Origin of the sequence: Bradyrhizobium sp. Tv2a-2 (genome assembly GCF_000472425.1) — a bacterium.
Classification (GTDB): domain Bacteria; phylum Pseudomonadota; class Alphaproteobacteria; order Rhizobiales; family Xanthobacteraceae; genus Bradyrhizobium.
In genome coordinates, this window is the sequence record NZ_AXAI01000007.1 from 21,946 (window position 1) to 47,453 (window position 25,508).

The window sequence follows — 25,508 nt, forward strand, 5'->3', positions numbered from 1 at the left end:
CCGTCGTCATGCCCGGGCTTCCACGCCTTCCTTGATGTGGCCAAGACGTGGATGGCCGGGACGAGCCCGGCCATGACGCAAATATAATAAGCACGCCTGCAAACAACAGTCCGCTTACGTCTCCGGCCGGTCAAGCCCGGCCATGAGAAGCGCTCTACACGCGCATCGGCATCAGCACGTAGAGCGCATTCTTGTGATCGCGGTCCTGGATCAGGGTCGGCGAGCCCGGATCGGCGAGCCGCAAGGTCGCGACCTCACCCTCGATCTGGGCGGCGATGTCGAGCAGATAGCGTGAATTGAAGCCGATATCGAGCGGGTCGGAGGCGTATTCGACCTCGAGCTCTTCGGTCGCGCTGCCGGAATCCGGATTGGTCACGCTCAGCACCAGCTTGCCGGATGAGAGCGCAAGCTTCACGGCGCGGCCTCGCTCGCTGGAGATGGTGGAGACGCGGTCGACCGCGGCGGCGAAATCGGCTTTGTCGACCAGGAGTTCCTTGTCGTTGTTCTGCGGGATCACGCGGCCATAGTCCGGGAAGGTGCCGTCGATCAGCTTCGATGTCAGCACCACATGTCCGAGATTGAAGCGGATCTTGCCTTGCGACAATTCGATCGTGACCTCGGCCTCATTGTCCTCGATCAGCCGCTGCACCTCGCCGACCGTCTTGCGCGGCACGATCACGCCGGGCATGCCAGCGGCGCCGGCAGGCAAGGGCAGGTCGACCTGCGCAAGGCGATGGCCGTCGGTTGCGACCGCGCGCAAGGTCGCAGCTTTGTCGCTGCCGGCAGTGTGCAGATAGATGCCGTTGAGATAATAGCGGGTCTCTTCGGTCGAGATCGCAAATTGCGTGCGATCGATCAGCCGCTTCATGTCGGAGGCCGCGAGCGAGAAGGCGTGCGCCATGTCGCCGGCGGCGAGATCCGGAAAGTCGCTCTCAGGCAGCGTCTGCAGCGTGAAACGCGATCGGCCGGCGCGGATCGCGAGCACCGAGCGGTCGCCGTCGGCTTCGAGCGAGATCTGCGAGCCGTCGGGCAGCTTGCGCACGATATCGTAGAACATATGCGCAGGCACCGTGGTCGAGCCGCCGGTCGCGCTTTCCGCCGCCAGCGTCTCGGTCACTTCAAGGTCGAGGTCGGTCGCCTTCAGCGACAGCTGCGTGCTCTCGGCGCGCAACAGCACGTTGCCGAGGATCGGAATGGTGTTGCGGCGCTCGACCACGCGGTGAACGTGACCCAGCGATTTGAGGAGTTGCGCGCGTTCGACGGTGACCTTCATAACAATATTCGCCCGATCCGACAGAGCATGTCATTGGGAATGCCGGGCGAGCTAAGCGCCGCGGCCGATGGCACCCGTCGAGCCCAGAGCTTTCCGGCCTGCGGGGGCCCGTAAAGTGGCGCGGATGGGTCCCAAGTGCAAGGGATCGCCGGCCCATTTTCAACGATTTGCCGGGGCTCCCGCCGAAAAGCAGGCCTCTGCGCCGGCCTTGCGAACAGGTTTCCGGGGAGATCTCACATAGTCGCAAAAAACCCTCCCCCGGAGCGGGGGAGGGAACAGGCGGGGCGTTGGCGATGAGGAGGCAGGCTATTCCCGTAACCGGCTATTCCTGTAACTGCCGCTTCAGGGACTCCACCTCTTCCGACAGCGCGGTGTCCTTGGCGACCAGCGCCTCGATCTTGCGGACAGCGTGCAAAACTGTCGTGTGGTCGCGTCCGCCAAAACGACGGCCGATCTCGGGTAGCGAGCGCAAGGTCAGCGTCTTCGCCAGATACATCGCGACCTGCCGCGGACGCACCACGTTCGCGGTCCGGCGCGACGACAACAGGTCGGAGCGGCTGACGTTATATTGTCGTGCCACGACGCGCTGGATGTCCTCGATCTTGATCCGCTTCGGCTCCTGCGGGCGCACCAGGTCGCGCACTTCGCGCTCGGCCATATCCAGCGTCACGGGCTGGTTGTTGAGCTTGGAGTGGGCCAGCAGGCGATTGATCGCGCCTTCGAGATCGCGGCCGTTGTGGGTGATGGTGCGGGCGAGATAGTCCAGCACCGGCTCGGGCACGTCGAAGCTCGCGTGATGCGCCCGCGCGGCTGCGACGCGCGACCTCAGAATGCCGAGCCGCAGGTCTTCCCCGAGCGATGCCATCTCGACTACGAGCCCGCCTGCGAGCCGCGAGCGCACGCGATCGTCGAGGCTTTCCAGATCGGATGGCGGGCGGTCGGCCGCGATCACCACCTGACGCCCCGCATCGATCAGCGCGTTCAGGGTGTGACAGAACTCGGCCTGAGTCGACTTGCCCTGCAGGAATTGCAGATCGTCGATCACGAGCACGTCGATGCCGCGAAGCGCTTCCTTGAAGGCGAGCGAGGTCTGCGTCTTCAGCGCCGCGACAAAGCCGTACATGAACTTTTCCGCGGTGAGATAGAGCACCTTGCGTTCTCCGCCCGCGTTCCCCGCCCAGGTCACCGCCTGCAGCAGGTGGGTTTTGCCGAGCCCCACGCCGGCGTGGATATAGAGCGGGTTGAACATCACGGGATCGCCGCGCCGTCCTTCGGCGACCTGACGCGCGGCAGCGTGCGCCAGCGTGTTGGCGCGGCCGACGACGAAGCTTGCGAAGGTCAGGCGCGGATCGAGCGGCGAGCCGCCCAGCGCGTCATGGCTGGCCGAGACCGGCGCGGTCGCAGTCGCGCGCAGCTCGATCGGCGCACGCACCTCGGCACGCTCGACACGGCGCGCCTCGATGTTCTGCGCGACCTCCTTGACGGGCGCGACGCAGCGCATCGCGGAGCGCACGGTGAGGTCGATGCGATGGACTTCGGGCATCTCAGCCTGCCAGGCCGAGAGCACGCGCTCGGCATAATGGGACTGAATCCAGCTCTTGAGAAAACGCGTGGGGACCGAAAGGTGCACGCTCTCGTCCTGCACGGCCTCGAGATCCATACGCGCAAACCACGAGCTGTAAACGTCTTCGCCGACGGTCGACCGCAGCCGCCCCTTCACGCGGGTCCAACGTTCTTGTTCTGAATTTGTCATTGCCTGAAAGCTCTTCCAACCGAGTTGTCTCTGTCTGTTGAATCGCCAGGGCAGGCCTTGTTGGTTTCTGCCCTGGCGGGACCTCAGGCGGATTTTTTTCCGCTCCGGGCACAGCTCCGCCGTGCGGTGCCAGGCACCGCGGTCGGACCAGTGTTGAAAGGAGCGAAAAATCCTCCGCGAGGTCAGCGCGTACTCGAGGGGTGAGCCAGAGTGGGCGCCGCTTGAGTAGGCGCCGCTTGCCGTGTGCCGTTCACGGCGTCGAACCCGGTGTTAGCCGAAATGAGCTTTCCTATAAAATACAAGACGTGTCCGCTAAACATGCAACCTCCCCGTCTCACCGCGATCGCCCACGGCAAGCTGTCAACCCACGTGTGTCCAAAGTCAGCCGCGTCCGAACGTCAAGTTGTTCAGCCGCTAGGCTAGTTCGTTCAGCCCGTCCAAACTACCACCCGCTCGGGTCGGCCTTCGCTGCTCTTGCCGGTGCCGTATCTCTCTTTCTGCGCTCTTGGTAGAGCCCCGGCTCTTTATTGAGCCTGCGAGGATGGAAACCTCGCCCAGAGAAATTTCGACACAACTCTCCTGTTGTCCGTATTGCTACGGATTGGAATACGACAATCGCTTGGAAAGCGTCGCCAACGCGCACACCGCCGCCGATTTGCACGTCCGCCCCGATTCTAAAACCGCGCTGGTCTTACGATCGTGGGCGCCGCGAGCAATCTAGAAATACACGATGCGTGGCCACTCGCAACGCATTTGATTCAACATCGGAGCGCCTACTTGCTGTTCAACTGGTCAGCGACACTGGCGATGTTTCGGGTGGTCGAAAGCAAGTTTTTGAATCGCCGGGTAAAATCGCGCACCAAAACGGCACTGTCACAAATGACAACGTGCTGCAAAAAAATATTTACAAATCCTTCAAGCAACAGCCTTGAAGGCGATTTTTTCAAACGCTTCATCCCGCTATGGGGATAAGTGATTATCGAGACAAAGATTTTCGGGACTCTTTTGCGCGGGTAACCCTTGTACGCTGCGCGTGCGAAGGAACCGCGCGCAGTTGCAATTTAGCGGCTTGGCACAAGGCTTTTTTGCATTTTGCTCCGGTGTTTCACCTGCGGCAAAATTGTCACCTGGTAAATTTACGGGACGACCTGCGAATGCGGGGCCGAAGAGTACGCTCCAAGTGCAAACGCACCGCGAAAAATAAACGGCCCGGTCGCGACCGGGCCGTTTCACGACATCTCAATTTCGCGTTGCTCACTCTTTCGAGTGAGACGTGCTTCCGATCGGCTTACTTGCCGAGCTTCGCGATCTGGCGCGCAAGGCGGGAGACCTTGCGGCTTGCGGTGTTCTTGTGAACGATGTTGCGCTGAGCAGCGCGCATCAGCTCGGGCTCCGCGCCCGCCATCGCCTTGACCGCCGCATCGCGGTCGCCGCGATTGATCGCGTCCTCGACGCGGCGGACGGCGCCACGCATCTGCGTGCGGCGTGACTTGTTGATCGCGGTGCGGCGGGCAATCTTGCGCGTCGCCTTCTTGGCGGAGGTGGTGTTGGCCATCGTCTCAAATATCCTTGCGGTGACTGTTCGCTCTCGATCGTGACATGAGCGCGCCGGCCGCTTGAACCGCGTGATCGACGCTGCTGGTTTTCCTAAAACAAGTGTCTTCGAGAACGCCGTTGCCAAAAGCCCATCTGCAACAAGACCCATCTGCAACAAGAAGGGGGCCGGCACTGCCCAAAGAACAGCGGCGGCGGGATTGCGCCCGCCGCCATCGGCGCCCTTATAGAGGGGGCTTTTGACAAGGTCAACGCTTTCGCAGGCTTTTCGAGGCCGCCCGCCTTGCCGAAATGGCCGATAAGTGGCTGATGAGGTTGAATTTCTGCTTGCGCCCCGGTAATCGATGTCGGCGCCTGAAGGCCCGCCAGACAATGGGTGATGCATGATCCGCGGCTTTTTCCGACTGATAGGGCTGTTGCTGCTCGCCGGCGGGTTCGTCTTCATGGTCTATGACGGGGCCCGCTGGGTCGCCGACCAGTCGCTGCATTTCACGCGGTTCGGCCAGTTCTGGAACGACATCAACCAGGCAAGCCAGCAGGCGTTCCGGACCTGGGTGGAGAGCAAGGCGCCCTGGCTCTGGACGTCCGTGGTCCGTCTGGTGCTCGATCAGCCGGTTTTTGCCGTGCTTGGCGTTATTGGCATTCTCCTGATGCTGCTATTCCGGCCGCGCAAGCCGCTGATCGGTTACGGGCGCGACTGATCGGCGGGCCGTAACAAGGCTGCTGCCGACAGCGTAAAGACATATATAAGGGGCGGCGGCCGCGCGGCCCGTTGGGCCTTCCGGCCGATGTCACGCCCCGGGAGAAAATCCATGCTGTTCATGCGCAAGACCACCGCTCTTCCCAGCGCCACGGAAGCGCTGCCCGGCCGCGCCGCGCCGATCCCGACGGCCACCACTCACTATGTCAATGGCGAACGCCTGAAGCCGCCTTATCCTGTTGGCCTCGCGCAGGCGGTGTTCGGGCTCGGCTGCTTCTGGGGTGCCGAGCGTAAATTCTGGGAGCTCGGCGATGGCATCTACGTCACCGCGGTCGGCTATGCGGGCGGCGTCACGCCGAACCCGACCTATGAAGAGGTCTGCTCGGGCCGCACCGGTCATACCGAAGTGGTGATGGTCGTGTTCGACCCCGAGAAGATCTCCTATGAGAAGCTTCTGAAGGCATTCTGGGAGAACCACAACCCGACCCAGGGCATGCGCCAGGGCAACGACGTCGGCACCCAGTATCGCAGCGCGATCTACACCTTCGACGAGGCGCAGCGAAAAGCAGCGGACGCCTCGAAGGCGGTCTATCAGAAGGCGCTGTCCGCAAAGGGACTCGGTGCCATCACCACCGAGATCGCGCCTGTCGGCGAGTTCTATTTCGCCGAGGATTATCATCAGCAATATCTGGCCAAGAATCCAGCCGGCTATTGCGGGCTCGGCGGCACCGGCGTGTCCTGTCCCATCGGTGCTGGCGTCAGCGCCTGATCTGAAGTCTTCGCGATCTCGACTGTATCGCCCCGCCTCGTGCGGGGCGAAGGCTTTTGAAACCATTTGTTAACCATAGCCGGTGCAAGACTTAAGCCGTTTCTTTTCGAGGATTGGCCAAGGTGCCGGTTGTGCGCGCGTCTCGATTGCCGATCATTGCCGTCGCGCTTGCGCTGGCCAATAGCCTGCCCATGACCGCCGTTCCAGCGGCCGCGCAATCGCGCAACGATCTCGACTACATGGCCTACGGCCAGCCTTCCGCTTACGGACAGAACTACGCGCCGGCGCCGCCGCCCGCCGCCGATTCCGGGGGCGCAATCGCAGCACTCCGCCGGGCCTTCTCGTCACCCGCTTCCAGTTACACACAGCCGCAATCCTACAATCCGCCGGCCGCCTCCACGCCGTCGCCACAAGCCTATGACGCCTACGCCGCGGCTCCGATGCCATCGGCCCGCTCCGACGCGGCGTATCGGCTCGATGCCGGCGACAAGCTCCGCGTCGTGGTCTATGGCCAGGACGGTCTCACCAACACCTATGCAATCGATGCCGGCGGCTCCATCACGCTGCCGCTGATCGGCTCCGTGCCTGCGCGGGGGCGCACCACCGCAGAGCTTGCTTCCGCCATCACCGCCAAATTGCGCAACGGCTATATCCGGGAGCCCTCGGTCGCCGTCGAAATCGAGTCCTACCGCCCCTTCTTCATCCTGGGCGAGGTGGCAGCGCCCGGCCAATATCCTTACGTGCCCAACATGACCGTCGAGAGTGCGGTCGCAATCGCCGGTGGCTTTTCGCCGCGGGCGCGCCGCGACACGGTGACGTTGACCCACACCGCTGGCGGCGGCACCGGGCGCTATGTGGTGCCGCTCGGCACCACCGTGTCGCCGGGTGATACCGTCATGGTCGGCGAGCGCTGGTTCTGAATTTCCCTCTCCGTCATTCAGGGTTCACCGGCCGCGCGTGCGGCCCGGAATAACAGCGTCGAGATTGGCGCGCGGCTCCGGCGTCAATCTTGCTGCAGGCTCGCGAGGAACGGCTCGACTGCCTCGATGAAAGCCTGTGGCTGATCGATGTTGACGGCGTGGCCGGCATTCGGGATCACGGCTTTTCGCGCGCCGGGAATTTTCGCCGCCATATAGTCGGAGGCTGCGAGGAACGGCGTGTCGTCGGCGCCGACCACGATCAGGCTCGGCACCGCTATCTCGGGCAAAAGCTCGATCACGCGCGCATCGCGCTGGGTCAGCATGCCACGCGCGGCAAGTGCAAGTCCGCGCGCGTCGCGATGCTGCACGGTGGAGCGCTCGCGGCTGCCGGACTTCAGCACATTCAGCCCTTCGCGTTCGAGCCGCTCGCCGGTATCGCGCGCGCGCCTGTTCCACGCCTCTCGCGCATCGTCCTTCTTGAAGCCGGGGCCGGTATCGATGATCAGCAGCGCGCGCACGCGCTCCGGATGCGCGCGGTAGAAGGCGAGCGACATATAGCCGCCGAGCGACAGGCCGCCGACAATCGCGCGCTTCACCCCGACCGCGTCGAGGATTGCTGCGATATCCGCAACCGTCAGCGCTTCGCTATAGGCGTTGGGTTCCTCCGGATAGTCCGACTGGCCGTGGCCACGCATGTCCCACAAGATCAGTCTGTGGCGCTTCGACAGTGGAGCGATCTGCTCCTGCCACATTGCCGAGGTCGAGGAATAGCCGTGGGTGAGGATCAAGGGCGGGCCGTCGCCATGGACTTCATAATGGATCTTCACCCCGTCGCGGTCGAGTGTCGGCATAGTGGTCCCTCTCCAAACGTCTTTGCTTGAGCGGTAATCTAGCGCGATCGTCTCGCCGCCGGGAACGGCCGAAACCGCACGCGGCCCTGCGCTTCGAGCCGGCCTCGCTACCGCAGTGCAAAATAGTTCGGAATTTTATTCTCTTCGACCAATTCCAAATTGGATTGCCTCGATGCGGGAACCCGATCATGCTCTCGCCCAAGGCTGGCGCCGACCCGGTGGGTGCCCGCTATCGAAAAGTGAACTGCTGCCGTAAGTGGCGTCCACGCACCGGAAGGGGAAGAAACATATGGTTACTCTCAACATCAACGGACGGAATCTGTCCGTGGAGGCGGCAAACGACTCGCCGCTGCTGTGGGCCATCCGTGAGCAATTGCAGATGACCGGCACCAAGTTCGGCTGCGGCGCGGGTCTTTGCGGCGCATGCACGGTTCACGTCAATGGTGAGGCGGTACGCTCCTGCCAGACGGCAGTCGGCGACGTCGTCGGCAAGAAGGTCACCACCATCGAGGGCTTGTCGGCCAAGGGCGATCATCCACTGCAGAAGGCGTGGGTTGCCGAGCAGGTGCCGCAGTGCGGCTATTGCCAGTCCGGACAGATCATGCAGGCGGCCTCGCTGCTTGCGAAAAACAACAACCCGACCAAGGAAGAGATCGTGGCGCATATGGACGGCAATCTCTGCCGTTGCATGACCTATTCGCGCATTCAGAAGGCGATCATGCGCGCGGCCAACGAGATGCGTACCGCCGCGAACTCTGCAACCGAGCGGAGGGCCACATGAATAGCCACGTGAAGATGACCGAACTTCAATCCACCGATCTCAGCCGCCGCTCCTTCCTGGTCGGCGCTGCGGCATCAGGGCTGATGCTCGGCTATTCGGCGATGCCGGATGCGCTCGCTGCGACAGCGCCCGCCAATTTCGAGCCCAGCGTCTGGTACGCGATCGCGCCCGACGGTCTCGTGACCGTCACCTGCGGCAAGGCAGACATGGGCCAGCATGTCGCCTCCACCATGGCGCAGATTATCTGCGAGGAACTCGGCGCCAAATGGAGTGACATGCGCGTCTCGCTCGCCTCCAACGATCCGAAGTTCAACGACCCGGTGCTGGGTGCGCAGATCACCGGCGGCAGCTGGTCGACCATGATGAACTTCGACGCTATGAGCCGTGCCGGTGCAGCGGGGCGTATCGCCTTGGCCGACGCGGCAGCAGCCTCGATGGGCGTGCCGGCCAGTGAGCTTGCCGTGCGCGACTCCATGATCTCACATGCGAAATCGAAGAAGCAGATGAGCTTCGCCGAAATCGTCAAGAGCGGCAAGGCAACCAAGACCTTCACGCCTGATGAACTCAAGGCCATCAAGCTGAAGACGCCCGATCAATACACCATGATCGGTTTCTCGGTGCCGCAGCTCGACATCCCAGACAAGACGAGGGGTGCGGCCAAATACGGCATCGACGTCATGCTGCCTGGCATGGCCTACGGTGCTATCGTGACGCCGCCGGTACGTTATGGCGCGACGGTTAAATCGGTCGATGACAGCGCCGCCAAGAAGGTGCCCGGCTTCATCAAGGCGGTCACCCTCGACGACAAGACCGCAACCACGACCGGCTGGGTGGTGGCGGTCGCCAACACCTATCAAAATGCCCGCAAGGCGGCCGAAGCGCTGAAGATCACTTACGACGGTGGTCCGAATGCCAAGCTGTCGAGCGAGTCGCTGTTTGCGGAAGCAAAGCGCCTGCAGGCGTTGCCTGATTCCGGGGAGTTCTTTGTCAAGAACGGCGACACCGCGGCAGCGTTCGGAACGACGGCGAAGGTGATGGAGGCGGAATACACCACCAACATCAATATCCATGCGCCGATGGAGCCGATGAACGCGACCGCCGAGTTCAAGGGCGACATCCTGCATATCTACACCGGCAACCAGTTTGCGACGCGTTCCGGCGCGATCGCGGCCGGCGCGGCCGGGATCGATCCGAAATACGTGGTGATGCATCAGATGTGGCTCGGCGGCGGCTTCGGCCGGCGGCTCGATGCCGACATGACAGTGCCGGCGGTGCAGGCTGCGAAAGCGGTCGGCAAGCCCGTCAAGGTCATCTACTCACGCGAGAATGACATGACCATGGATTTCTCGCGGCCTCTCACCTACCAGAAGGTCAAGGCGGGGCTCGACGGCGACGGCAAGCTGATCGCGCTCAACCATGACGTGGTCTCGGCTTGGCCGACCCAGCGTTGGGGAATCCCTGATTTCCTGTCGCCCTCGGTCGACAAGAAAGGCCCGCTCGATGCGTTCACGGTGAATGGCGCGGACTTCTTCTACACCGTGCCCAATCACAATGTGCGCGCCATCAAGAACGAGATGGCGCACAATGCCACCCCGTCCGGTCAGCTCCGCTCGGTCGCACCGGGCTGGACCTTCTGGGCGGTGGAAAGCATGGTCGATGAGATCGCCCATGCCGTCGGCAAGGATCCGGCGCAATACCGTATCGAGATGCTGGACGGCAAAGGTGACAACGCCGGCGGCGCGCAGCGGCTGCGCAACACCTTGCTCGCCGCGATGGGCCTTGCCGGCTACGGCACCAAAGAACTCGCCAAAGGCGAGGGCATGGGTGTCGCCTGCGTCTCCTCTCAGGAGAGGAAGACGGCGAGCTGGACGGCCTGCGTGGCCCATGTCGCGGTCGCGCCCTCAGGCGAGGTGACGGTCAAGAAATTGACCGTGGCTACCGATGTCGGCACCCAGGTCAATCCCGATGGCATCCAGGCCCAGGTCTCGGGCGCGGCGTTGTGGGGCCTGTCGCTCGCGCTCTATGAGAAGGCGACGCTGAAGGACGGCGGCATCGAGCAGACCAACTTCGACAGCTACACGCCCTTGCGGATGAGCCAGCTGCCGGAAGTTGCCGTCAGCGTGATCGCCAATGGCGAGCACGCCACGGGTGTCGGCGAGCCCGCGGTGACCGTGATCGCGCCTGCGATCGGCAACGCGGTCTTCAACGCCGTCGGTGCGCGCGTGCGCTCGCTGCCGATTACGGCTGAAGCCGTGAAGGCCGCGATGAAGGCGTAAGGTCTTTGCGACGTCACGACAAATACGAATCCGCCGGAGATTTTCTCCGGCGGATTTTTTTTGTCGGCCCGAACATCGGTAAAATTGTAACCATCCGGCTACATCCGTGTTCATCATCCCTATTAAGCCGCATGGAACGCCTTGTGGGTAAGCTTTTGCTGACATAGCCAACGCAAAGCTCACTGGGGATCCATGACAGCTCTTGCCAAGAAGCCTTCCAAGCGCCGTTTCCTGCTGGCATCCGACCACCTCGACCAGTGCAGCGAACTCGCCAGCATCCTCAAATCGGTCGGCGAGGTCGACACGGTCTCGACCGCCGAGATTCCGGAGCAGCCGGCCGACCAGTTCTCCGGCGTCGTGGTCGACATCAACTTGCGCTCGCCGGAGAGCGTGCAGCGGGTACGCAACAAGCTGCGTGGCGACGCCTATCGTTCGATGCCGCGCCTGTTCGTGCTGGCGGATGCCCTCCATCACGCCGCGATGCAGGCCTGGGCGCTGGGCGCAACCGATACCATCACAAGGCCGTTCCGGCCGACCGATATCCTGCAGCGCATCCGCAGCGCGTTTCCCGACACCGAGAATTATGATGCGAGTGATCGCGGCAAGACCCTGAACCGCGGCGTCGAGGCGGCGCATGCAGTGATCAAGAAAATGTTCCAGCGGCTGCCGGTCGGCTCGCCCTTGACCTTCGAGGACCTGATCGAAGCAGAAAACAAGATCCTGAAGGCTATCAAGCACTCCTCCTTGCGCGAATGGCTGACCACAGTCGGCTGCCACCATGCCGGCAGCTATCGCCACTGCCTGTTCGTTACCGGTTTTGCAGTGGCTTTTGCGCAGCATCTTGGCATGCGCGAAGACGACCAGCGCCGCCTCACCCGTGCGGCGCTGTTGCACGATGTCGGCAAGGCCTTCATCCCGATCGAGATCCTGGACAAGCCCGGCAAGCTCACCGACGAAGAAATCCTGATCATCCGCGAGCATCCCCGGTTCGGCTATGAGGCCTTGGCGAAACAGGGCGGTTTTCCTCGCGAGATGCTCGACGTCGTGCTCCATCACCACGAGTTGCTCGACGGCAGCGGCTATCCCCACGGCCTCTCGGGCGACGAGGTCAGCGATATCGTGCGGCTGACAACCATTGTCGATATCTATACGGCCTTGGTCGAGAAGCGTGCTTACCGCATGCCCTTCACCCACGCCCGCGCCTTCTCGGTGATGGAAGATATGGGCGGCAAGCTCGACCAGCAATTGCTGCAGGCGTTCCGCCCGGTGGCCTTCGGGTCGCATTGACCCTGTCGTCATTGCGAGGAGCGCAAGCGACGAAGCAATCCAGAGTCGTCTGCGCGGCTCTGGATTGCTTTGCTGCCGTTCGCAATGACGGCGCTAGCCCACCAACTTCCGCAACTCGGCCTTTGCCACTTTCTCCAGCGTTGAACGCGGCAGCTCGTCGACGAAGTGGATTTCGCGCGGCTGCTTGAAGTCGGCGAGCGAGCTGCGGCAGGCCGCCATGACATTATCGTGCAGGTCCTGCGGAAGCTTGCCGACGCCCGCAGCAGGAATTATGAAGACCACCGGCACCTCGTCCAGCATTGGATGCCTCTTGGCCACTACGGCCGCCTCGCGCACGCCGGCGACCAGCGCGATCACCTGTTCGATCTCGGAAGCTGCGACGTTCTCGCCGCCGACCTTCAGCATGTCCTTGGCGCGGTCGCCGAACTTGATGTAGCCGCGCTCCAGCAATGTGACGCGGTCGCCGGTGAGAAAGAAGCCCTGCTCGTCGAAGCTCTCGCGCGTGGCTTTCTCGTTGTGGAGATATTCCCTGAACAGGGAGAGCCCGGGCACGCCCTTGATGGCGAGATTGCCGGTGTCGCCCACCTCTGTCGGCCGTCCGTCGTCGTCGGTGATGCGGATCGTGTATTCGCTCGCCGCGCGGCCGATCGACATCGGCGTGTTCGGCTGGTCGATCTCGCCGACAATGCCGTGGGTGATGGTCTCGGTCATGCCCCACCAGCCGATGATCTTGACGCCAAAGGCGGCGAAAGGCGGCGGCTCGTTGACTGCAGTGCCCCAGAGCCGGAATTTATGGTGCTTCGGGATCTCGTGCTCGAGCAACGCCTTCATGCAGAAGGGAATGGTCGAGGTCCAGGTGCAGCCATGCTCGATCGCCACGCGCCAGAACCGGCTCGCGGAAAACCGCGGCTGAATGACGCAAGTAGCGCCGACCCAGAGCGAGGCCAACATGGAATAGGCCAGCGCATTGGTGTGGAACAGCGGCAAATAGGTCTGGTGCACGTCGAAAGCATGCAGGTCCTGATGTGCGGCGTTGACTTTGGCGCCCCACAGTGCGTTGGCGTGGGTCCAAAGTACCGCCTTCGGGCGCGATGTCGTGCCGGATGTATATTGCACGCTGCAGGGGGCGGTAGGATCGGTTGCGCGACGCGGCCGGTCGGCGCTATCGGCGAACAGCGCGTCGAAGGAGTTTTCGCGGGACGGAACGTGTGTCGGCGCAGCGCCGGCATCATGGCCGATCACGGCGATCCAGCGCAGGTTCCTGCAGTTCGCTGCGACCAGCTCGACATAGGCAGGCTGGGTGATCGCGGCGACCGCGCCGCAATGGCCGGCAAAATATTCGATCTCTGCGGCGGCCGAGCGGGTGTTGGTAGTCACCGCGATGGCGCCGAGCTCGACACAGGCAAACCAGGCCAGCATCGCCTCGATGCAGTTGTCGAGGTGGATCAGCACATAGTCGCCTTGCTTGATACCGCGCTTGATCAAACCCGCCGCAAGCGCGCCGACCCGCTCGTGAAATTCGCCGTAAGTCCATATGCGCGCCGGCGCATCGAACGGCGCCCAGATCAGGAACGGATGGTCGCGCCGCGTCGCGCTGCGCATTTTCAGGAGCCATGGGACGTCGAGCCCTGCGAATGGTCCGACGACACCGGGCGTGCTTTGCGAATTAGCCATGCTTCCTCCCGCGCAGCTCTTCAAGCGGCTGCTGTTTCAAGGAGGTTTTGCCACCGGATTGATTAGCAGGCAAATCGCGTGACTCTGAGCGTCTTGCCCGGATCTAGCCCGGGCAGAACGATCTTGCGTGTACTGGCTACGGCCGCTCGGGCAGCATCTGCGCATACGACGAAATCTCGATCAGGCTCCCGTCGGGGTCGCGGCAATAGACCGAGCGGAGCGGGCCGCGGGCGCCCTGCTTGTCGACCGGGCCTTCCTCGATCGCAACGCCGCTCGCCTTGAGATGCGCGACCACCTCGTCCGGCGGGCTCGACGTTAGGAAGCACAGATCCTCGCTGCCCGGCGTCTCGTGATCGGCGGTGAACCATTCCACCTTGTCTGTACCTTTTGGTCGCACATTGATCTTCTGGTTGCCGAACAGCAGCGACGTCCGCTTGGGCTTGCCCTGGCCGGGGTCGAACACGCTGACCTCCATGCCGAGGATCTTCTGGTACCACGCGACGGTGCGCGCAACGTCGGCGACATTGATCACGAGATGATCGAGCGCTTGGACCTTGACCGGCATGAAACTATCCTTTCGTCGCGATGTCGAACGCGCAACTGGCACCATAGGATGGTGTTTGTTACAACGCGGCCAGCGTTCAATTCAACGAGAACAAACTGGGAGAAAACCTGATGATTTCGCGCCGCGATGCGATTGGCATCCTGTCCGTTGGCCTGCCGGCTGTGATCACCTCGACACGGCGTGCCGCCGCGGCATTGGAGTATCCCACCCGGCCGGTACGCTTCGTGGTCGGCTTCCCGCCGGGTGGCGCGACCGACATCCTCGCTCGCCTGATCGGCCAGCGGCTATCGGAGCGGCTCGGCCAGCAATTTGTGGTCGATAACAGGCCGGGTGCCGGCAACAATATCGGCACCGAGGCCGCCGTGAACGCGGAAGGCGACGGCTACACGGTCCTGCTGGTTAACCCCGCGAACTACATCAACACCTCGCTCTATGCGAATCTGAAGTTCAATTTCGTGCGCGATATCGCAGCCGTTGCCTCCTTCAACCGTGTGCCGAACGTGATGACGGTCAACAAGGACGTGCCGGCGAAGAACGTCGCGGAGTTCATCGCCTATCTGAAAGCCAATCCCGGCAAGATCAACATGGCCTCGTCGGGCAACGGAACCTCGGTGCATCTGTCCGGGGAGATGTTCATGGCGATGACCGGCACCAAGATGCAGCATGTGCCCTATCGCGGGGCAGCACCGGCCATTACCGACATGCTGGGCGGGCAGGTGCAGGTGATCTTCGACAACATGCCGTCGATCATCCAGCATATCCGCGGCGGCGCCTTGCGCGCGCTCGGCGTGACCACCACCCAACGCTCGCCGCAGCTGCCTGACGTGCAGGCCATTGCGGAAACCGTCCCGGGTTATGAAGCCAGCGCCCTGTTCGGCATGGGCGCGCCGAAGGCGACGCCAAAGGAAATCATCGCCAAGCTCAATACCGAGATCAACGCCATCATGGCCGAGCCGGACATGAAGCAGCGTCTGGTCGAACTCGGCGGCGAACCGCTGATCCAGACGCCCGAAGACTTCGGTGACGAGATCAAGGCAGAAACCGAGAAGTGGAGAAAGGTGGTCGAATTCGCGGGCCTCAAGGTGGAGTGATCGGCTGATTTGCCGGTGATCTGATATGCTTGCTTCCGGCAGGCAGTGCTCACCAATTGGCGAGAAGGAAAACCTTCAATGCGAAAGATCGGCTTTGTGATGATGACCGTGCTGGCTGCCGGATTTGCGAGCTTCGCAAGCTCGGTGCCGGCACGGGCTGACGACTATCCATGGTGCACCCAGGGTCGCAGCGTTGGCTATCCCGGCGACTGCTCCTACCAGACCTATGCTCAGTGCATGGCGAGTGCATCTGGCCGCAACCTCTATTGCGGCATCAATCCGCGCTTTGCCTTCGCCCAGGAGCGGCGCGGTCGACGGGTCTATCGCGACCCCTATCCTCAATGGTGAGCTGACGGCGGGGCCGCTCAAGAGCGGCTCCGCTTGACAAAAACGGGTTTGCGTCTATACTAAACCACATGGTTAAGTATAGCGATCGAGCAGGACCTGCACTGGACCGCACCTTTGCCGCGCTCGCCGATCCCACCCGGCGCGCACTGCTGGCGCGGCTGTCGTCGGAGGATGCGCTCTCGGTCAGCGAGCTGGCGCAACCTTTTGCGATGTCGCTGCCCGCGGTGATGAAACATCTCGACGTGCTCACAGATGCGGGCCTGGTTGCGCGGGAAAAAACCGGCCGGGTCGTCGCCTGCCGGCTGACGGCCGAGCCGATGCGCGAGGCACTTGCCTGGCTCAATCGTTATGAGCACTTCTGGTCCGACAATCTCGATCGCCTGACCGCTTTTGTGGAGGAAGACAAATGGCCGCAGCATCCGGCATCGCCGACCCCATTGCCCGACCGAGCCTCACCTTCAAGCGGCGGATCAATGCGCCGCCCGAGAGAGTCTTTGCTGCCTGGACCGACCCGAAAAAAATAGTCGGCTGGTTTGGCCGGCCGGATGCGCGGGCCGAGACGTTGCAAGCTGAGGCCGATGTGCGCGTCGGCGGGCGCTTTCGCTTCAGCTTCTCGACCGCCAACGAATATTACGAGGTCGGCGGTGTCTATCGCGAGGTGGTCCCCAACCGCCGCCTCGTATTCAGCTGGGCGTGGCATTCGACACCGGAACGCGAATCGCAGGTGACCGTGGCCTTGCAACCCGATAGCAACGGCACGCTGCTGACGCTCCACCACGAGCAATTGTTTGACCCGGCCGCGCGCGATGGTCACGAGCGCGGCTGGACCGTCGGGCTCGAGCGGATGGAGAAATTGCTGGCTTGACGTCTATATTGGAGACAGGAGACTCACATGCAGCCGCACAAGATCGTCTCACAGCAGGAATGGATCGAAGCACGCAAGGGGCTGCTTGCGCGCGAGAAGGAGTTCACCCACGCTCGCGAACGCCTCAGCGAGGAGCGGCGCGCGTTGCCCTGGGTGAAGGTCGAAAAGCCCTATCTGTTTGACAGCGTTGACGGGCGAACGACGCTGTCCGACCTGTTCAAGGGCCGGCCGCAGCTTGTGGTCCAGCATTTCATGTTCGGGCCTGATTGGAACGAAGGCTGCAAGAGCTGCTCGTTCTGGGCAGACGGCTTCGAGCGCATGATTCCGCATCTGGCCGCTCGCGACACGACTCTTGTCGCCATCTCCCGCGCCCCGCTTGCAAAACTTGAAGCGTTCAGGAAGCGGATGGGCTGGACCTTCGACTGGGTTTCGTCAGCCCCAAGCGATTTCAATTTCGACTATGCGGTGTCGTTCACGCCCGATGAGGTCGAGTCGGGCGCCAAAGTTTACAATTTCGGCACCTCGGGCTTTGGCGCGGAGGAGGCGCCGGGCATCAGCGTGTTCTACCGCGACGAGGCGGGCGATGTCTTCCACACCTATTCCTGCTTCGCCCGCGGCCTCGACATGATGAACGCCGCCTATCACTATCTCGATCTCACCCCGCTCGGCCGCCACGAGGAGGGCCTGCCCTATCCCATGGACTGGGTGCGTCTGCGCGATCAGTACGCGCCGGCGCAAGACGCAGCCTTGTGCTGTCACGGCTGAGACTGGCGATCGGCGTCAGCGCTTCGCCTCGACCGGCTCCTTGCCGGTGCAGGTGATCAGGAGTGTAAAGCCCCGCGCCTTCTCCGCGATCTCGGGCGTCTTGAGCTCGCCGCCCGGTGCTGCGGTCTCATAGGGCACCACGCTGTTGTCGAGGAAATCGCGGATGGCGCCGGTCTTGATAGCGAAGTTGATGTTCTCCGGTATATCGCCGGTGCGACGTACCATGGATAGCCCATCGAGCTTCCCTGTCACCACGCCGGTGACCAGCCCACTGGTATCGAACAGCGGCCCCCCGCTGTTCCCAGGCTGCACAGCCGCGCTGATCTGAAGAAACCGGGTATCGTTCCAGAGGCCGCTGAGTGAACTCACGATGCCCGTGGTCACGGTGAAATCGGATGTCAGCAGGCCGTGAAACGGGTAGCCGATTGCGACCACGGAATCGCCTGAGTGTACCGAGCGGTCGCGAATCCTCGCATAATCCTTGAATGATGCCGCCGGCCCCTGCAGCAACGCGAGGTCGTTCTGTGAGTCGTTTGATACCACCCGCAACGTCGACACCGGCTGGCCACTGAGATTGCCGCGAATATCTGTGCAGCCGTCGATAACGTGATTGTTGGTGAGTATGTGTCCGCTGGCGCTGATGACGAACCCCGTGCCGCTTTTGCCGACATTCTTCTCGGCATTCCTGTCGGCGCTTCTGCTGGTTTTGGGCGCAGCGGGTGTGCCGTTGCCGCCATCTCCTGCCGCAGCCGACCTCGCCGCCACCTTGGCGAAATCGCCGGCGCTGTTCAGCCCGTCCGCCTTGACCTTGGCGACGCATGTCGCGATCACGGCCAACAGCGGCCCGGTCGAGGTCAGGTTGAATTGCAATGTGGCCTTGCCGGCCTGCGCGACCATCAGACTCGACCTTTGAAAAGTGCGTGCGACGCTCGCGGGCAGGATCGCTATCACCATATTGCTCGAACTCGCCGTCGCGAACAGTCTGGCCTGGGACTGGCCGTCGAACGTGACGTCGATCGCCATTTGGTCGCCCGTGTTCAGCTTGAAGTCGGGGCTGGCAAAGCCGAGCAGCCAGGCACTGGCGATGTTCTGGCCGATCACCAGACTGACCCCGCTGGCGTAGGAGGTCGTCGCCGCGCAGTGCGAAAATGCACCCGTCGAATCGTCGCTGAAAGCGCCGCCAATCCAGTTGCCGACATGGATGGTGCCGTAGGGGCCGGCGGCCTGGGCACTGCTAACGGTAGAGCAGGCGAATGCCGTCAGCAGTCCGCAGGCAACGAATAGTCTTCTTAACATCAACGCCCCCAAAACCCCGACCCTCCGTATCATTCTATGTGTATCCGGTGTATGACGCAATCATGAGTAGAGTTGTGTATTTTGCTTTTGCGAGTGTTAACCTTGTTGTCGGCTGGAGAGGGTTGCCTTAACGATGCCGCAAACTGAGCCTTGCATTCACTTTGCGACTCAACATACTTTGCGGTACAAAGCGGAGCGGGGTATGCGCGATCTCGACAAGGCGCTGGCGGATATCATGGCCATTCGGAGCCAGATTGCGGCCGGCACCGCCTTTCGTGGCTACGGTCCGGCGGCGATCGCCGCAACCGGCGGCGTGGCACTGCTGACGGCCGTCCTGCAATATCTCTGGCTTGACGATCCGACCGCCAATCCGCTTGCTTTCCTGCTCGGCTGGGCTTTCGCGGCGGCAGTCTCCGCGCTCATGATCTGGTTCGAGATGCAGGCACGTTCGCGCCGGCATCATTCGGGCCTGGCGGATGCCATGATCCACCAGGCGCTCGAGCAGTTTCTCCCGTCTGGAATCGCCGGCGTGCTGCTCGCAGTGGTGCTCTGGAAATTCGCGCCGGAGACGTTGTGGACGCTGCCGGGATTGTGGCAGCTGCTGGTCAGTCTCGGCGTCTTTGCCTCCGTGCGTTCGCTGCCGCGCAGCGTCGCGCTCGCAGGCGCCTGGTATTTTGTCGCGGGCTTTGTCGTCCTGGTGCTGGCGAGCCAAAGCCATGCGCTGTCGCCATGGACCATGGGACTGCCCTTCGCAATCGGCCAATGGCTGATGGCGGCCATCATCTATTTCGCGTCCGGGGAAACCGATGTTGAAGACTGATGTCAATCACGCGCCGTTCTCCTATGACGGGCTCGACCGCGTCATTCATGAAAAGGCGCGGCTTGGACTGATGACCTCGCTGATGGCCCATCCGAAAGGCCTAGCCTTTGCCGATCTCAAGCAGCTCTGCGGCCTGACCGACGGCAATTTGTCGCGGCATCTGCAGGTGCTGCAGGAGGCGGGCCTGGTCGAGGTGACCAAGGGCTATGAGGGCAACCGTCCCCACACATCCTGCCGTCTCACCAAGGCCGGCCGCCGCCGTTTTCTCGACTATCTGGCCGTGCTCGAACGGCTCGTGCGCGACGCCGCCAAGGCGGCTGGCAAGGAGCAGGGCGCGCTGTCGCGGCTCGGCATCCTGCCGACCTGATCTCATTTTTTTTGCAGGGGAACTTTGTGATGCAAAGTAATTTCTCTACCAGGCTTTCGGAAAGGCTTCGCGAGAAGCTTCATGTCGGGATCATCATGGATGGCAACGGCCGCTGGGCGACACGGCGCGGACTGTCGCGATTGCGCGGGCATGAGGCGGGCGTGGAGGCCATCAGGCGCATTGTCGAGGCTGCGCCCGACCAGGGCATCGGTACGCTGACGCTCTATGCTTTCTCCACTGACAACTGGCGCCGGCCGCGGACCGAAGTCTCGGCGCTGATGGGGCTGTTGCGCTTCTATCTCGCCAACGAGGTCCAAAGCCTGGTCAGGAACGGCGTTCGCCTGCACGTGATCGGCCGGCGCGATCGACTGCCCGACGGCATTGCGGACGCGATCTCGCGCGCCGAGGCAGCGACTGCCGCGGGCGAGACCCTGCATCTGCGCATTGCGGTCGATTATTCCGCGCGCGACGCCATTCTGAATGCGGCAGTGAAGCTCGCCGGCATCGCTGCGCCGAGCCGCGAACTGTTCTCCGATCTCGTCACTGGCGAGAGGGGCCTGCGCGATGTCGATCTCATCATCCGCACCAGCGGGGAAAAGCGGCTCTCTGACTTCCTGCTTTGGGAAGGTGCTTACGCTGAATTGCATTTCACCGAACGGATGTGGCCCGAATTCGACGCCGCCGACCTCACCGAGGCCTTGGCCTCCTTCCACCGCCGCGAACGCCGCTTCGGCGGCTTGCAAGCCCTGTCGCTGGAGCCCGCGCCGAGCCTGTAGAGATGACGGCACGAGCGCCGCCTTTTCGCTTGTGAAGGAATCATCTACTGCTGCGGCACTGGTCATCCCAACAGGTGCCGATGAACCGTCAGCAGCGACGCGCTTCTGCCAAGCAACCCGGCAAGAGTCCGACAAGCCCGCCGCGGCCGGCCGCGGCGGATTTTTTCGAGTCTGCTCTCCGCCTGTTACGTGATGGTCAGCTTGTGGAAGCGGAGACTAGCTGTCGCCAGGCGCTGGCTGTCGAGCCCGATCACGCCGACGCGCTGCACTTGATGGGGCTGCTGTGCCAGGTCGGCAGGCGATACGATCTGGCGATAGCGTGGTTCGCGCAGGCGATCCGCAAGAATCCTGCCGTCGCCGACTATTTTTTCAATCTCGCGACCGTCCTGCAGCATCAGGACCGCGTCGACGACGCGATCAAGAGCTATGACCGCGGACTGGTGCTGAAGCCCGATTTCGCGGCGGGTTGGTACCGGCTCGGCGAGTTGCTGCTGCAGCAGGAGCGCCGTGACGAAGCCCGCCTCAGCTTCGGTCAGGCGCTCAAGGTCGATCCTCGCCATCTCGAGGCCGCCAACAGCGTCGCGCTGCTCGATTTCCACGCTGGCGATTATCAGTTTGCGATCGCCGGCTTCGACCGATCGCTTGCGATCAAGCCGAATGATCCGGGCGCGCTGCACTTAAAGGGCGTATGTCAGCTGCGTCTCAAACGCTTCGACGAGGCGCTGGTCAATATCGGCCGGGCGCTTGCGCAAGTGCCCGACCACCCCGAGGTGATCTGCAACTATGGCCTGGTACTGCACAAGCTCGGGCGTGATGAGGAGGCGATCGTCCATTTCGACCGCGCGCTCGCGCTCAAGCCGGATTTAGTCGAGACGCTCAACCATCGTGGCTCCGCTCTCGCCGAGCTGCATCGCTTTGATGAGGCGCTCGAAAGTTTCGACCGCGCGGTCGCGCTTAGGCCGGAGTTTGCCGACGTGCATTGGAATGCCGCTTTGCTGCGGCTTCTGCTCGGCGATTTCGAGAACGGCTGGCCGGGGCGCGAGTGGGGCCGCAAGTGCAGGGCGGTCGGTTTTGTCGAGCGGTCGTTCGCACAGCCGCTCTGGCTCGGCGAGGCGCCGCTTGCCGGCAAGACGATTCTGCTGCACAGCGACGAGGGGCTGGGCGATACCATTCAGTTTTCCCGCTATGCGCCGCTCGTTGCCGCGCATGGGGCGCGGGTGATTCTCGAGGTCGACGCCGCGCTGCATCCCTTGCTGTCCGGTATGGACGGCGTCGCACTTTGCGTGCCGAGAGGCGGGAGCGAGGTGGATGATTTCGATCTGCACTGCCCGCTGTCGAGCCTGCCGCTGGTTTGTCGCACCCGGCTTCAGTCCATTCCTGCGACGCCCTACCTGCCTGCGCTTCCGGAAGCCGTCGTCGGTGCCTGGCAGGCGCGTCTCGGGCCGCGCAAGGCGTTCCGGGTCGGACTGGCGTGGTCGGGCAATCCCGCGCATGGCAATGATCGCAACCGCTCGATGCGGCTCCGCGAATTGGCGCCGCTGCTCGACTGTGACGTGACCTTCGTCAGCTTGCAGAAGGAGCCGCGCGCCAAGGACAGAGCCTGCTTGCAGGAGCGGGGAGGGATCGTCGATCTCACCGCGCATCTCGCTAATTTTGTCGAGACCGCCGCGCTGATCTCCTGCCTCGACCTCGTCATCACGGTCGACACCAGCGTCGCCCATCTCGCCGGCGCGCTGTTTCGCCCGACCTGGATCCTGCTGCCTTATACGCCGGACTATCGCTGGCTGCTCGATCGCTCGGACAATCCCTGGTATCCGACGGTGCGATTGTTCCGGCAAGACGCGACACGTGACTATGCGCGCGTAGTCGAGCGCGTGCGCACCGAGCTGCAGGCGCTCATCACAGCGAGCCGCGCCTCTGCGCGATAGCGCGGCGTCGCTCCACGATCGGCCCGTATTTTTCGTAACCTTTTGCGGACTAAAGCGCGATGAGATTTGTTTGAATCGTCATCGCGCTTTAGGTCTTTGATTGAGCATGATCTTTTCGGAAAACCGCTACACACTTTTCCGGATCATGCTTTAGCTTTCCCGCTCTCCGGCCCGCGACGTCGTCGCGATCCCGCGAGCGGACGGCCCCGACGTGTTCTCAGCACGTCGGGGCCGTTTGTTGTCGGTGGGGTGGTAAACGGAGACTTAAGAGGACGGGCCGATTTCCGGTCATGGGGCTAAAACCATTCTAACAGCTGTCCGCTACACCCATAGGGACGGATCAAGCTCTATCGATTGGGGTACTCTTGTGAACATGCTGGCAGCCAACCGACGTAAAAGCGAACGTCGCCTGTGCAGGCGGATTGCGAAAATTCAGACCGGTGCCGGCTCGCTGCCGCGCGACTGCACGATCACGGATATTTCCGACGGCGGCGTCAAGGTCGTGGCGGAATATCTCGAGATTCCGCCGAATTTCACCATCATCTTCGCTCACGACCATGCAAGGCAGTGCCGGCTGGTGTGGCGCATCGGCTGCGAGTTCGGCGCCGAGTTCACTGACTAGAGCATTTCCGGTTCTGATTGAATCAGAACCGATGCTCTAGATTCGTGTTTTGACGCGTTTTCTTCACGCGATCCGGCGTCAACTTCGCTCGACGCTCTAAAAGAAAGGCGGCGCTACGGCGCCGCTCTTCACTTTCGCATCCAGGCGGCGCGGTTACATGCCGCCGGCGGCCGAGCGCTTGGGCTTGCCGCGCAGTCTCTCCAGCATTGGCGAGAGCCGGAAGCGCGACTTCCTCGGCTCGGCACGGCCGGTCAGCTGGCGGGCGATCTGCTGGAAGATCACGGAAGCGCGGTGGCTTTTCGACAATTCCGCGATCATCTGCCCGTTATTGGCCGCCATGCCGAACACCTTCGAATCGAACGGAATCGCCGCGACCGGTGCACTCTCGATAGTCTTGGCAAAGCTCTTGACGTCTATCTCGGGCCGCTTGTGCATGCCGACCTGGTTGATGCAGTAGAGCGGTGGTCGGTCGTTCGGCCGTGCCGCCTTGAGGACGCTCATCAGGTTCTTGGTGTTGCGTAAATTCGCGAGGTCCGGCTCGGCGACAACAAGAATATCGTCCGCGCTGATCAGCGTGCGCCGCGTCCAGGCCGACCATTGATGCGGAATGTCGAGCACGATGCAGGGCGTCGTCATGCGCATGGTATCGAAGATCGCGTCGAACGCCTCCGCACCGAAGTCATAGACCCGGTCGAGCGTCGCCGGTGCCGCAAGCAGGCTCAGATGCTCGCTGCATTTGGCAAGCAGCCTTTCCATCAATGCGGTGTCGGGCCGCTCCGGCTGGAACACGGCGTTGGCAATGTTCTGCAGCGGGTCCTGGTTGTAGTCGAGGCTCGCGGTGCCGAAGGCCATGTCGAGGTCGATCACGACCGAATCGAGCGCGAGGTCCCGCGCGATCGTCCAGGCGACATTGTGCGCCACCGTGGAGGCGCCAACGCCGCCCTTGGCGCCGATGACGGCGATGATGCGGCCGGTGACCACGGCTTCGGAGGCCGAGAACAGGTTGCAGATCGCCCGCACGATATCGAGGATCTCGATCGGCCCGACGATGTAGTCGTTAACGCCGCGCCGCACCAGCTCGCGATAGGGCACCTCGTCCTGCTCGCTGCCGATCACGACCACGCGCGTGCCGGGATCGCAGACGCCGGCGAGCTCATCGAGCCCGTCGAGAATGTCGCGGCCCGTCGATTCCAGGATGATCACATTCGGCGTCGGCATCGCGTTATAGGTCTCGACGGCCGCCGCGACGCCGCCCTTCTTCACGGTCATATGCGCCTTGGCAAGGCGGCGATCCTGGCTTGCCGCCTTGGCGAGGTCGAAGATGGTCTCGCTCTCGCAGAAGGCCTGCACCGAGATGCGCGGCACGGGCGCGATATATTCGTCGGCGGCAGGCTGGCCCGTGCCATCCGCGATGTCGTCTTGATTGTGGTGAGCGGATTTGATCATTGGCCGGTATCGCTGAGTTTGGCTTTTTCGCTTTCTGGATAAATCGTCGTCGTCGACTGGCCCTTGCGGTATTTGTCGAATCCTTCGCTACGGCGCATCGTGTATACGGGCGTCTCGGCCCGCGGTTGCTCGAGATCGGCCGGATTATCGATCATCGCGGCCATGTTGTGCTGGGTGGCGCAGCCGAAATTGTAGTAGGGCTTGTTGTCGTTATAGCTCGGGTTGAGCACGGAGGGACCGAGGTCCTCGGGCCACAGCCCGCAGGGGCCGGCGGTCGCCTTGATCTTGGGATAGCTCAGCCGGATTGTGGGGAAGAACTGCGGATCGCTTGGCGCGTAATTGCGCAGCACCACGCCATTCGACGGCACGCCGCTCGCCAGCAGCACGGATCTGATTTCATGATAGGCGGACACCGCGGCGCGCGCATTCGGCGTATCCACCGGCACGTCGGCCACGATCGCGCCGGTGCCTTCATGCACCCAGCTGCGGCCGAGCCCGGCGACATCGCCGCGCTGTTCCGGCGAAAGGCCGCCGCGGCCGCGGCCGACGAACACGACGATGGAATGCGTGCCTTCCTCGATCGCGATCGGATGCCGCGCGCGAACGTCCTCCGGCACGCCGCCGGTGATGATCTGGTCAGACGTGGTGTTGCAGCCGGCAAGCCCAAGGGCAACGCCAAGTGCAAGGCCAGGCAGCGCAGCCGATAGCAGCGATTTCCGGTAGCTGCCGCCTCTCTCTGTCATACTCATGTTCTGTCCCCATCCCCGCCGTCTCAGGCCCT

General features: G+C 62.8%; 26 protein-coding genes. 17 read left to right on the plus strand and 9 right to left on the minus strand.

The genetic code is table 11. The features are described from left to right. Positions 1-154: 154 nt before the first annotated feature. Positions 155-1,273, minus strand: a complete 1,119-nt coding sequence (gene dnaN / locus A3AI_RS0115240; RefSeq protein ID WP_024516416.1) for a DNA polymerase III subunit beta — start codon at positions 1,271-1,273, stop codon at positions 155-157. A gap of 322 nt (positions 1,274-1,595) precedes the next feature. After that, positions 1,596-3,026: a chromosomal replication initiator protein DnaA gene (gene dnaA / locus A3AI_RS0115245; RefSeq protein ID WP_024516417.1), complete on the minus strand. Its 1,431-nt coding sequence runs from the start codon at positions 3,024-3,026 to the stop codon at positions 1,596-1,598. 734 nt (positions 3,027-3,760) lie between these two features. Here dnaA and A3AI_RS47530 point away from each other — a divergent pair. Continuing rightward, positions 3,761-3,958: a hypothetical protein gene (locus tag A3AI_RS47530; RefSeq protein WP_156927791.1), complete on the plus strand. Its 198-nt coding sequence runs from the start codon at positions 3,761-3,763 to the stop codon at positions 3,956-3,958. A gap of 356 nt (positions 3,959-4,314) precedes the next feature. Here A3AI_RS47530 and rpsT read toward each other — a convergent pair whose 3' ends face one another. Further along, positions 4,315-4,581, minus strand: a complete 267-nt coding sequence (gene rpsT / locus A3AI_RS0115250; RefSeq protein WP_024516418.1) for a 30S ribosomal protein S20 — start codon at positions 4,579-4,581, stop codon at positions 4,315-4,317. A 382-nt stretch (positions 4,582-4,963) separates the two neighbouring features. On the opposite strand from rpsT, the gene A3AI_RS0115255 reads away from it, so the two are divergent. The 3 genes from A3AI_RS0115255 to A3AI_RS0115265 all read left to right on the plus strand — a co-directional run bounded on the left by A3AI_RS0115255 (position 4,964) and on the right by A3AI_RS0115265 (position 6,969). After that, positions 4,964-5,281, plus strand: coding sequence for a hypothetical protein (locus tag A3AI_RS0115255; RefSeq protein ID WP_024516419.1), 318 nt, complete (start codon positions 4,964-4,966; stop codon positions 5,279-5,281). Positions 5,282-5,392: 111 nt separating this feature from the next. Then, entirely contained in the window at positions 5,393-6,049 is a 657-nt protein-coding gene (msrA, locus tag A3AI_RS0115260) for a peptide-methionine (S)-S-oxide reductase MsrA (protein ID WP_024516420.1), read from the plus strand. Between the two features lie 131 nt (positions 6,050-6,180). After that, positions 6,181-6,969 (plus strand): polysaccharide biosynthesis/export family protein, encoded by a 789-nt coding sequence (locus A3AI_RS0115265; RefSeq protein ID WP_024516421.1) that lies wholly within the window; start codon positions 6,181-6,183, stop codon positions 6,967-6,969. 83 nt (positions 6,970-7,052) lie between these two features. On the opposite strand, the gene A3AI_RS0115270 is transcribed toward A3AI_RS0115265, so the two are convergent. Beyond that, the gene (locus A3AI_RS0115270; RefSeq protein WP_024516422.1) at positions 7,053-7,820 is read right to left on the minus strand and encodes an alpha/beta fold hydrolase; all 768 of its coding nucleotides are present in this window, start codon (positions 7,818-7,820) and stop codon (positions 7,053-7,055) included. A 289-nt stretch (positions 7,821-8,109) separates the two neighbouring features. On the opposite strand from A3AI_RS0115270, the gene A3AI_RS0115275 reads away from it, so the two are divergent. The 3 genes from A3AI_RS0115275 (at position 8,110) to A3AI_RS0115285 (ending at position 12,164) form a co-directional block, all read left to right on the plus strand. Continuing rightward, a complete protein-coding gene (locus A3AI_RS0115275; RefSeq protein ID WP_024516423.1) occupies positions 8,110-8,601 on the plus strand; it encodes a (2Fe-2S)-binding protein in 492 nt (163 codons plus the stop codon). Next, the gene (locus tag A3AI_RS0115280; protein ID WP_024516424.1) at positions 8,598-10,877 is read left to right on the plus strand and encodes a xanthine dehydrogenase family protein molybdopterin-binding subunit; all 2,280 of its coding nucleotides are present in this window, start codon (positions 8,598-8,600) and stop codon (positions 10,875-10,877) included. The genes A3AI_RS0115275 and A3AI_RS0115280 overlap by 4 nt, the downstream gene beginning before the upstream one ends. A gap of 192 nt (positions 10,878-11,069) precedes the next feature. Continuing rightward, on the plus strand, positions 11,070-12,164 hold the full coding sequence (locus A3AI_RS0115285) for an HD-GYP domain-containing protein (protein ID WP_024516425.1): 1,095 nt from the start codon (positions 11,070-11,072) through the stop codon (positions 12,162-12,164). A 93-nt stretch (positions 12,165-12,257) separates the two neighbouring features. Here A3AI_RS0115285 and A3AI_RS0115290 read toward each other — a convergent pair whose 3' ends face one another. Both A3AI_RS0115290 and A3AI_RS0115295 read right to left on the minus strand, forming a co-directional pair. Further along, entirely contained in the window at positions 12,258-13,838 is a 1,581-nt protein-coding gene (locus A3AI_RS0115290; protein ID WP_024516426.1) for an AMP-binding protein, read from the minus strand. Positions 13,839-13,974: 136 nt separating this feature from the next. Next, entirely contained in the window at positions 13,975-14,403 is a 429-nt protein-coding gene (locus A3AI_RS0115295; protein WP_024516427.1) for a VOC family protein, read from the minus strand. A gap of 110 nt (positions 14,404-14,513) precedes the next feature. Here A3AI_RS0115295 and A3AI_RS0115300 point away from each other — a divergent pair, with 110 nt between their 5' ends. The 5 genes from A3AI_RS0115300 (at position 14,514) to A3AI_RS0115320 (ending at position 17,472) form a co-directional block, all read left to right on the plus strand. Then, on the plus strand, positions 14,514-15,494 hold the full coding sequence (locus A3AI_RS0115300) for a Bug family tripartite tricarboxylate transporter substrate binding protein (RefSeq protein WP_024516428.1): 981 nt from the start codon (positions 14,514-14,516) through the stop codon (positions 15,492-15,494). A 78-nt stretch (positions 15,495-15,572) separates the two neighbouring features. Continuing rightward, the gene (locus A3AI_RS0115305) at positions 15,573-15,842 is read left to right on the plus strand and encodes a DUF3551 domain-containing protein (RefSeq protein ID WP_024516429.1); all 270 of its coding nucleotides are present in this window, start codon (positions 15,573-15,575) and stop codon (positions 15,840-15,842) included. Between the two features lie 68 nt (positions 15,843-15,910). Beyond that, positions 15,911-16,366 (plus strand): ArsR/SmtB family transcription factor, encoded by a 456-nt coding sequence (locus tag A3AI_RS0115310; protein WP_024516430.1) that lies wholly within the window; start codon positions 15,911-15,913, stop codon positions 16,364-16,366. Further along, positions 16,249-16,707, plus strand: coding sequence for an SRPBCC family protein (locus A3AI_RS0115315; RefSeq protein ID WP_156927793.1), 459 nt, complete (start codon positions 16,249-16,251; stop codon positions 16,705-16,707). The genes A3AI_RS0115310 and A3AI_RS0115315 overlap by 118 nt, the downstream gene beginning before the upstream one ends. Positions 16,708-16,734: 27 nt before the next feature. After that, entirely contained in the window at positions 16,735-17,472 is a 738-nt protein-coding gene (locus A3AI_RS0115320) for a DUF899 domain-containing protein (protein ID WP_024516432.1), read from the plus strand. A 15-nt stretch (positions 17,473-17,487) separates the two neighbouring features. On the opposite strand, the gene A3AI_RS0115325 is transcribed toward A3AI_RS0115320, so the two are convergent. Further along, a complete protein-coding gene (locus tag A3AI_RS0115325; RefSeq protein ID WP_024516433.1) occupies positions 17,488-18,768 on the minus strand; it encodes a S1C family serine protease in 1,281 nt (426 codons plus the stop codon). Between the two features lie 202 nt (positions 18,769-18,970). Between A3AI_RS0115325 and A3AI_RS0115330 the strand changes: the two genes are divergently transcribed. The 5 genes from A3AI_RS0115330 (at position 18,971) to A3AI_RS0115350 (ending at position 23,281) form a co-directional block, all read left to right on the plus strand. Then, complete coding sequence (locus A3AI_RS0115330) at positions 18,971-19,588, plus strand: hypothetical protein (RefSeq protein WP_024516434.1); 618 nt, start codon at positions 18,971-18,973, stop codon at positions 19,586-19,588. After that, positions 19,575-19,955: a winged helix-turn-helix domain-containing protein gene (locus A3AI_RS42770; protein WP_036048539.1), complete on the plus strand. Its 381-nt coding sequence runs from the start codon at positions 19,575-19,577 to the stop codon at positions 19,953-19,955. The genes A3AI_RS0115330 and A3AI_RS42770 overlap by 14 nt, the downstream gene beginning before the upstream one ends. A 29-nt stretch (positions 19,956-19,984) precedes the next feature. Further along, the gene (locus A3AI_RS0115340; protein ID WP_024516435.1) at positions 19,985-20,731 is read left to right on the plus strand and encodes a di-trans,poly-cis-decaprenylcistransferase; all 747 of its coding nucleotides are present in this window, start codon (positions 19,985-19,987) and stop codon (positions 20,729-20,731) included. Positions 20,732-20,811: 80 nt separating this feature from the next. After that, complete coding sequence (locus tag A3AI_RS0115345; protein ID WP_024516436.1) at positions 20,812-22,659, plus strand: tetratricopeptide repeat-containing glycosyltransferase family protein; 1,848 nt, start codon at positions 20,812-20,814, stop codon at positions 22,657-22,659. Between the two features lie 373 nt (positions 22,660-23,032). Next, entirely contained in the window at positions 23,033-23,281 is a 249-nt protein-coding gene (locus tag A3AI_RS0115350) for a PilZ domain-containing protein (RefSeq protein WP_051382418.1), read from the plus strand. A gap of 153 nt (positions 23,282-23,434) precedes the next feature. Here the strand turns inward: A3AI_RS0115350 and A3AI_RS0115355 are convergent, their stop codons facing one another. Together A3AI_RS0115355 and A3AI_RS0115360 are read right to left on the minus strand one after the other, a co-directional pair. Then, the gene (locus tag A3AI_RS0115355; RefSeq protein WP_024516438.1) at positions 23,435-24,727 is read right to left on the minus strand and encodes a CpaE/TadZ family protein; all 1,293 of its coding nucleotides are present in this window, start codon (positions 24,725-24,727) and stop codon (positions 23,435-23,437) included. After that, positions 24,724-25,476 carry a CpaD family pilus assembly protein gene (locus tag A3AI_RS0115360; protein ID WP_502685746.1) on the minus strand — a complete coding sequence of 251 codons (753 nt, stop codon included), beginning with the start codon at positions 25,474-25,476 and terminating at the stop codon, positions 24,724-24,726. The genes A3AI_RS0115355 and A3AI_RS0115360 overlap by 4 nt, the downstream gene beginning before the upstream one ends. Positions 25,477-25,508 lie beyond the last annotated feature (32 nt).

Bases quoted from the DNA above. Each gene is read 5' to 3' on its own strand.
- dnaN (WP_024516416.1), bottom strand. From the start codon at position 1,273: ATGAAGGTCACCGTCGAACGCGCGCAACTCCTCAAATCGCTGGGTCAC.
- dnaA (WP_024516417.1), bottom strand. From the start codon at position 3,026: ATGACAAATTCAGAACAAGAACGTTGGACCCGCGTGAAGGGGCGGCTG.
- rpsT (WP_024516418.1), bottom strand. From the start codon at position 4,581: ATGGCCAACACCACCTCCGCCAAGAAGGCGACGCGCAAGATTGCCCGC.
- A3AI_RS0115255 (WP_024516419.1), top strand. From the start codon at position 4,964: ATGATCCGCGGCTTTTTCCGACTGATAGGGCTGTTGCTGCTCGCCGGC.
- msrA (WP_024516420.1), top strand. From the start codon at position 5,393: ATGCTGTTCATGCGCAAGACCACCGCTCTTCCCAGCGCCACGGAAGCG.
- A3AI_RS0115270 (WP_024516422.1), bottom strand. From the start codon at position 7,820: ATGCCGACACTCGACCGCGACGGGGTGAAGATCCATTATGAAGTCCAT.
- A3AI_RS0115275 (WP_024516423.1), top strand. From the start codon at position 8,110: ATGGTTACTCTCAACATCAACGGACGGAATCTGTCCGTGGAGGCGGCA.
- A3AI_RS0115280 (WP_024516424.1), top strand. From the start codon at position 8,598: ATGAATAGCCACGTGAAGATGACCGAACTTCAATCCACCGATCTCAGC.
- A3AI_RS0115285 (WP_024516425.1), top strand. From the start codon at position 11,070: ATGACAGCTCTTGCCAAGAAGCCTTCCAAGCGCCGTTTCCTGCTGGCA.
- A3AI_RS0115290 (WP_024516426.1), bottom strand. From the start codon at position 13,838: ATGGCTAATTCGCAAAGCACGCCCGGTGTCGTCGGACCATTCGCAGGG.
- A3AI_RS0115295 (WP_024516427.1), bottom strand. From the start codon at position 14,403: ATGCCGGTCAAGGTCCAAGCGCTCGATCATCTCGTGATCAATGTCGCC.
- A3AI_RS0115300 (WP_024516428.1), top strand. From the start codon at position 14,514: ATGATTTCGCGCCGCGATGCGATTGGCATCCTGTCCGTTGGCCTGCCG.
- A3AI_RS0115305 (WP_024516429.1), top strand. From the start codon at position 15,573: ATGCGAAAGATCGGCTTTGTGATGATGACCGTGCTGGCTGCCGGATTT.
- A3AI_RS0115310 (WP_024516430.1), top strand. From the start codon at position 15,911: ATGGTTAAGTATAGCGATCGAGCAGGACCTGCACTGGACCGCACCTTT.
- A3AI_RS0115315 (WP_156927793.1), top strand. From the start codon at position 16,249: ATGGCCGCAGCATCCGGCATCGCCGACCCCATTGCCCGACCGAGCCTC.
- A3AI_RS0115320 (WP_024516432.1), top strand. From the start codon at position 16,735: ATGCAGCCGCACAAGATCGTCTCACAGCAGGAATGGATCGAAGCACGC.
- A3AI_RS0115325 (WP_024516433.1), bottom strand. From the start codon at position 18,768: ATGTTAAGAAGACTATTCGTTGCCTGCGGACTGCTGACGGCATTCGCC.
- A3AI_RS0115330 (WP_024516434.1), top strand. From the start codon at position 18,971: ATGCGCGATCTCGACAAGGCGCTGGCGGATATCATGGCCATTCGGAGC.
- A3AI_RS42770 (WP_036048539.1), top strand. From the start codon at position 19,575: ATGTTGAAGACTGATGTCAATCACGCGCCGTTCTCCTATGACGGGCTC.
- A3AI_RS0115340 (WP_024516435.1), top strand. From the start codon at position 19,985: ATGCAAAGTAATTTCTCTACCAGGCTTTCGGAAAGGCTTCGCGAGAAG.
- A3AI_RS0115345 (WP_024516436.1), top strand. From the start codon at position 20,812: ATGAACCGTCAGCAGCGACGCGCTTCTGCCAAGCAACCCGGCAAGAGT.
- A3AI_RS0115350 (WP_051382418.1), top strand. From the start codon at position 23,033: ATGCTGGCAGCCAACCGACGTAAAAGCGAACGTCGCCTGTGCAGGCGG.
- A3AI_RS0115355 (WP_024516438.1), bottom strand. From the start codon at position 24,727: ATGATCAAATCCGCTCACCACAATCAAGACGACATCGCGGATGGCACG.
- A3AI_RS0115360 (WP_502685746.1), bottom strand. From the start codon at position 25,476: ATGAGTATGACAGAGAGAGGCGGCAGCTACCGGAAATCGCTGCTATCG.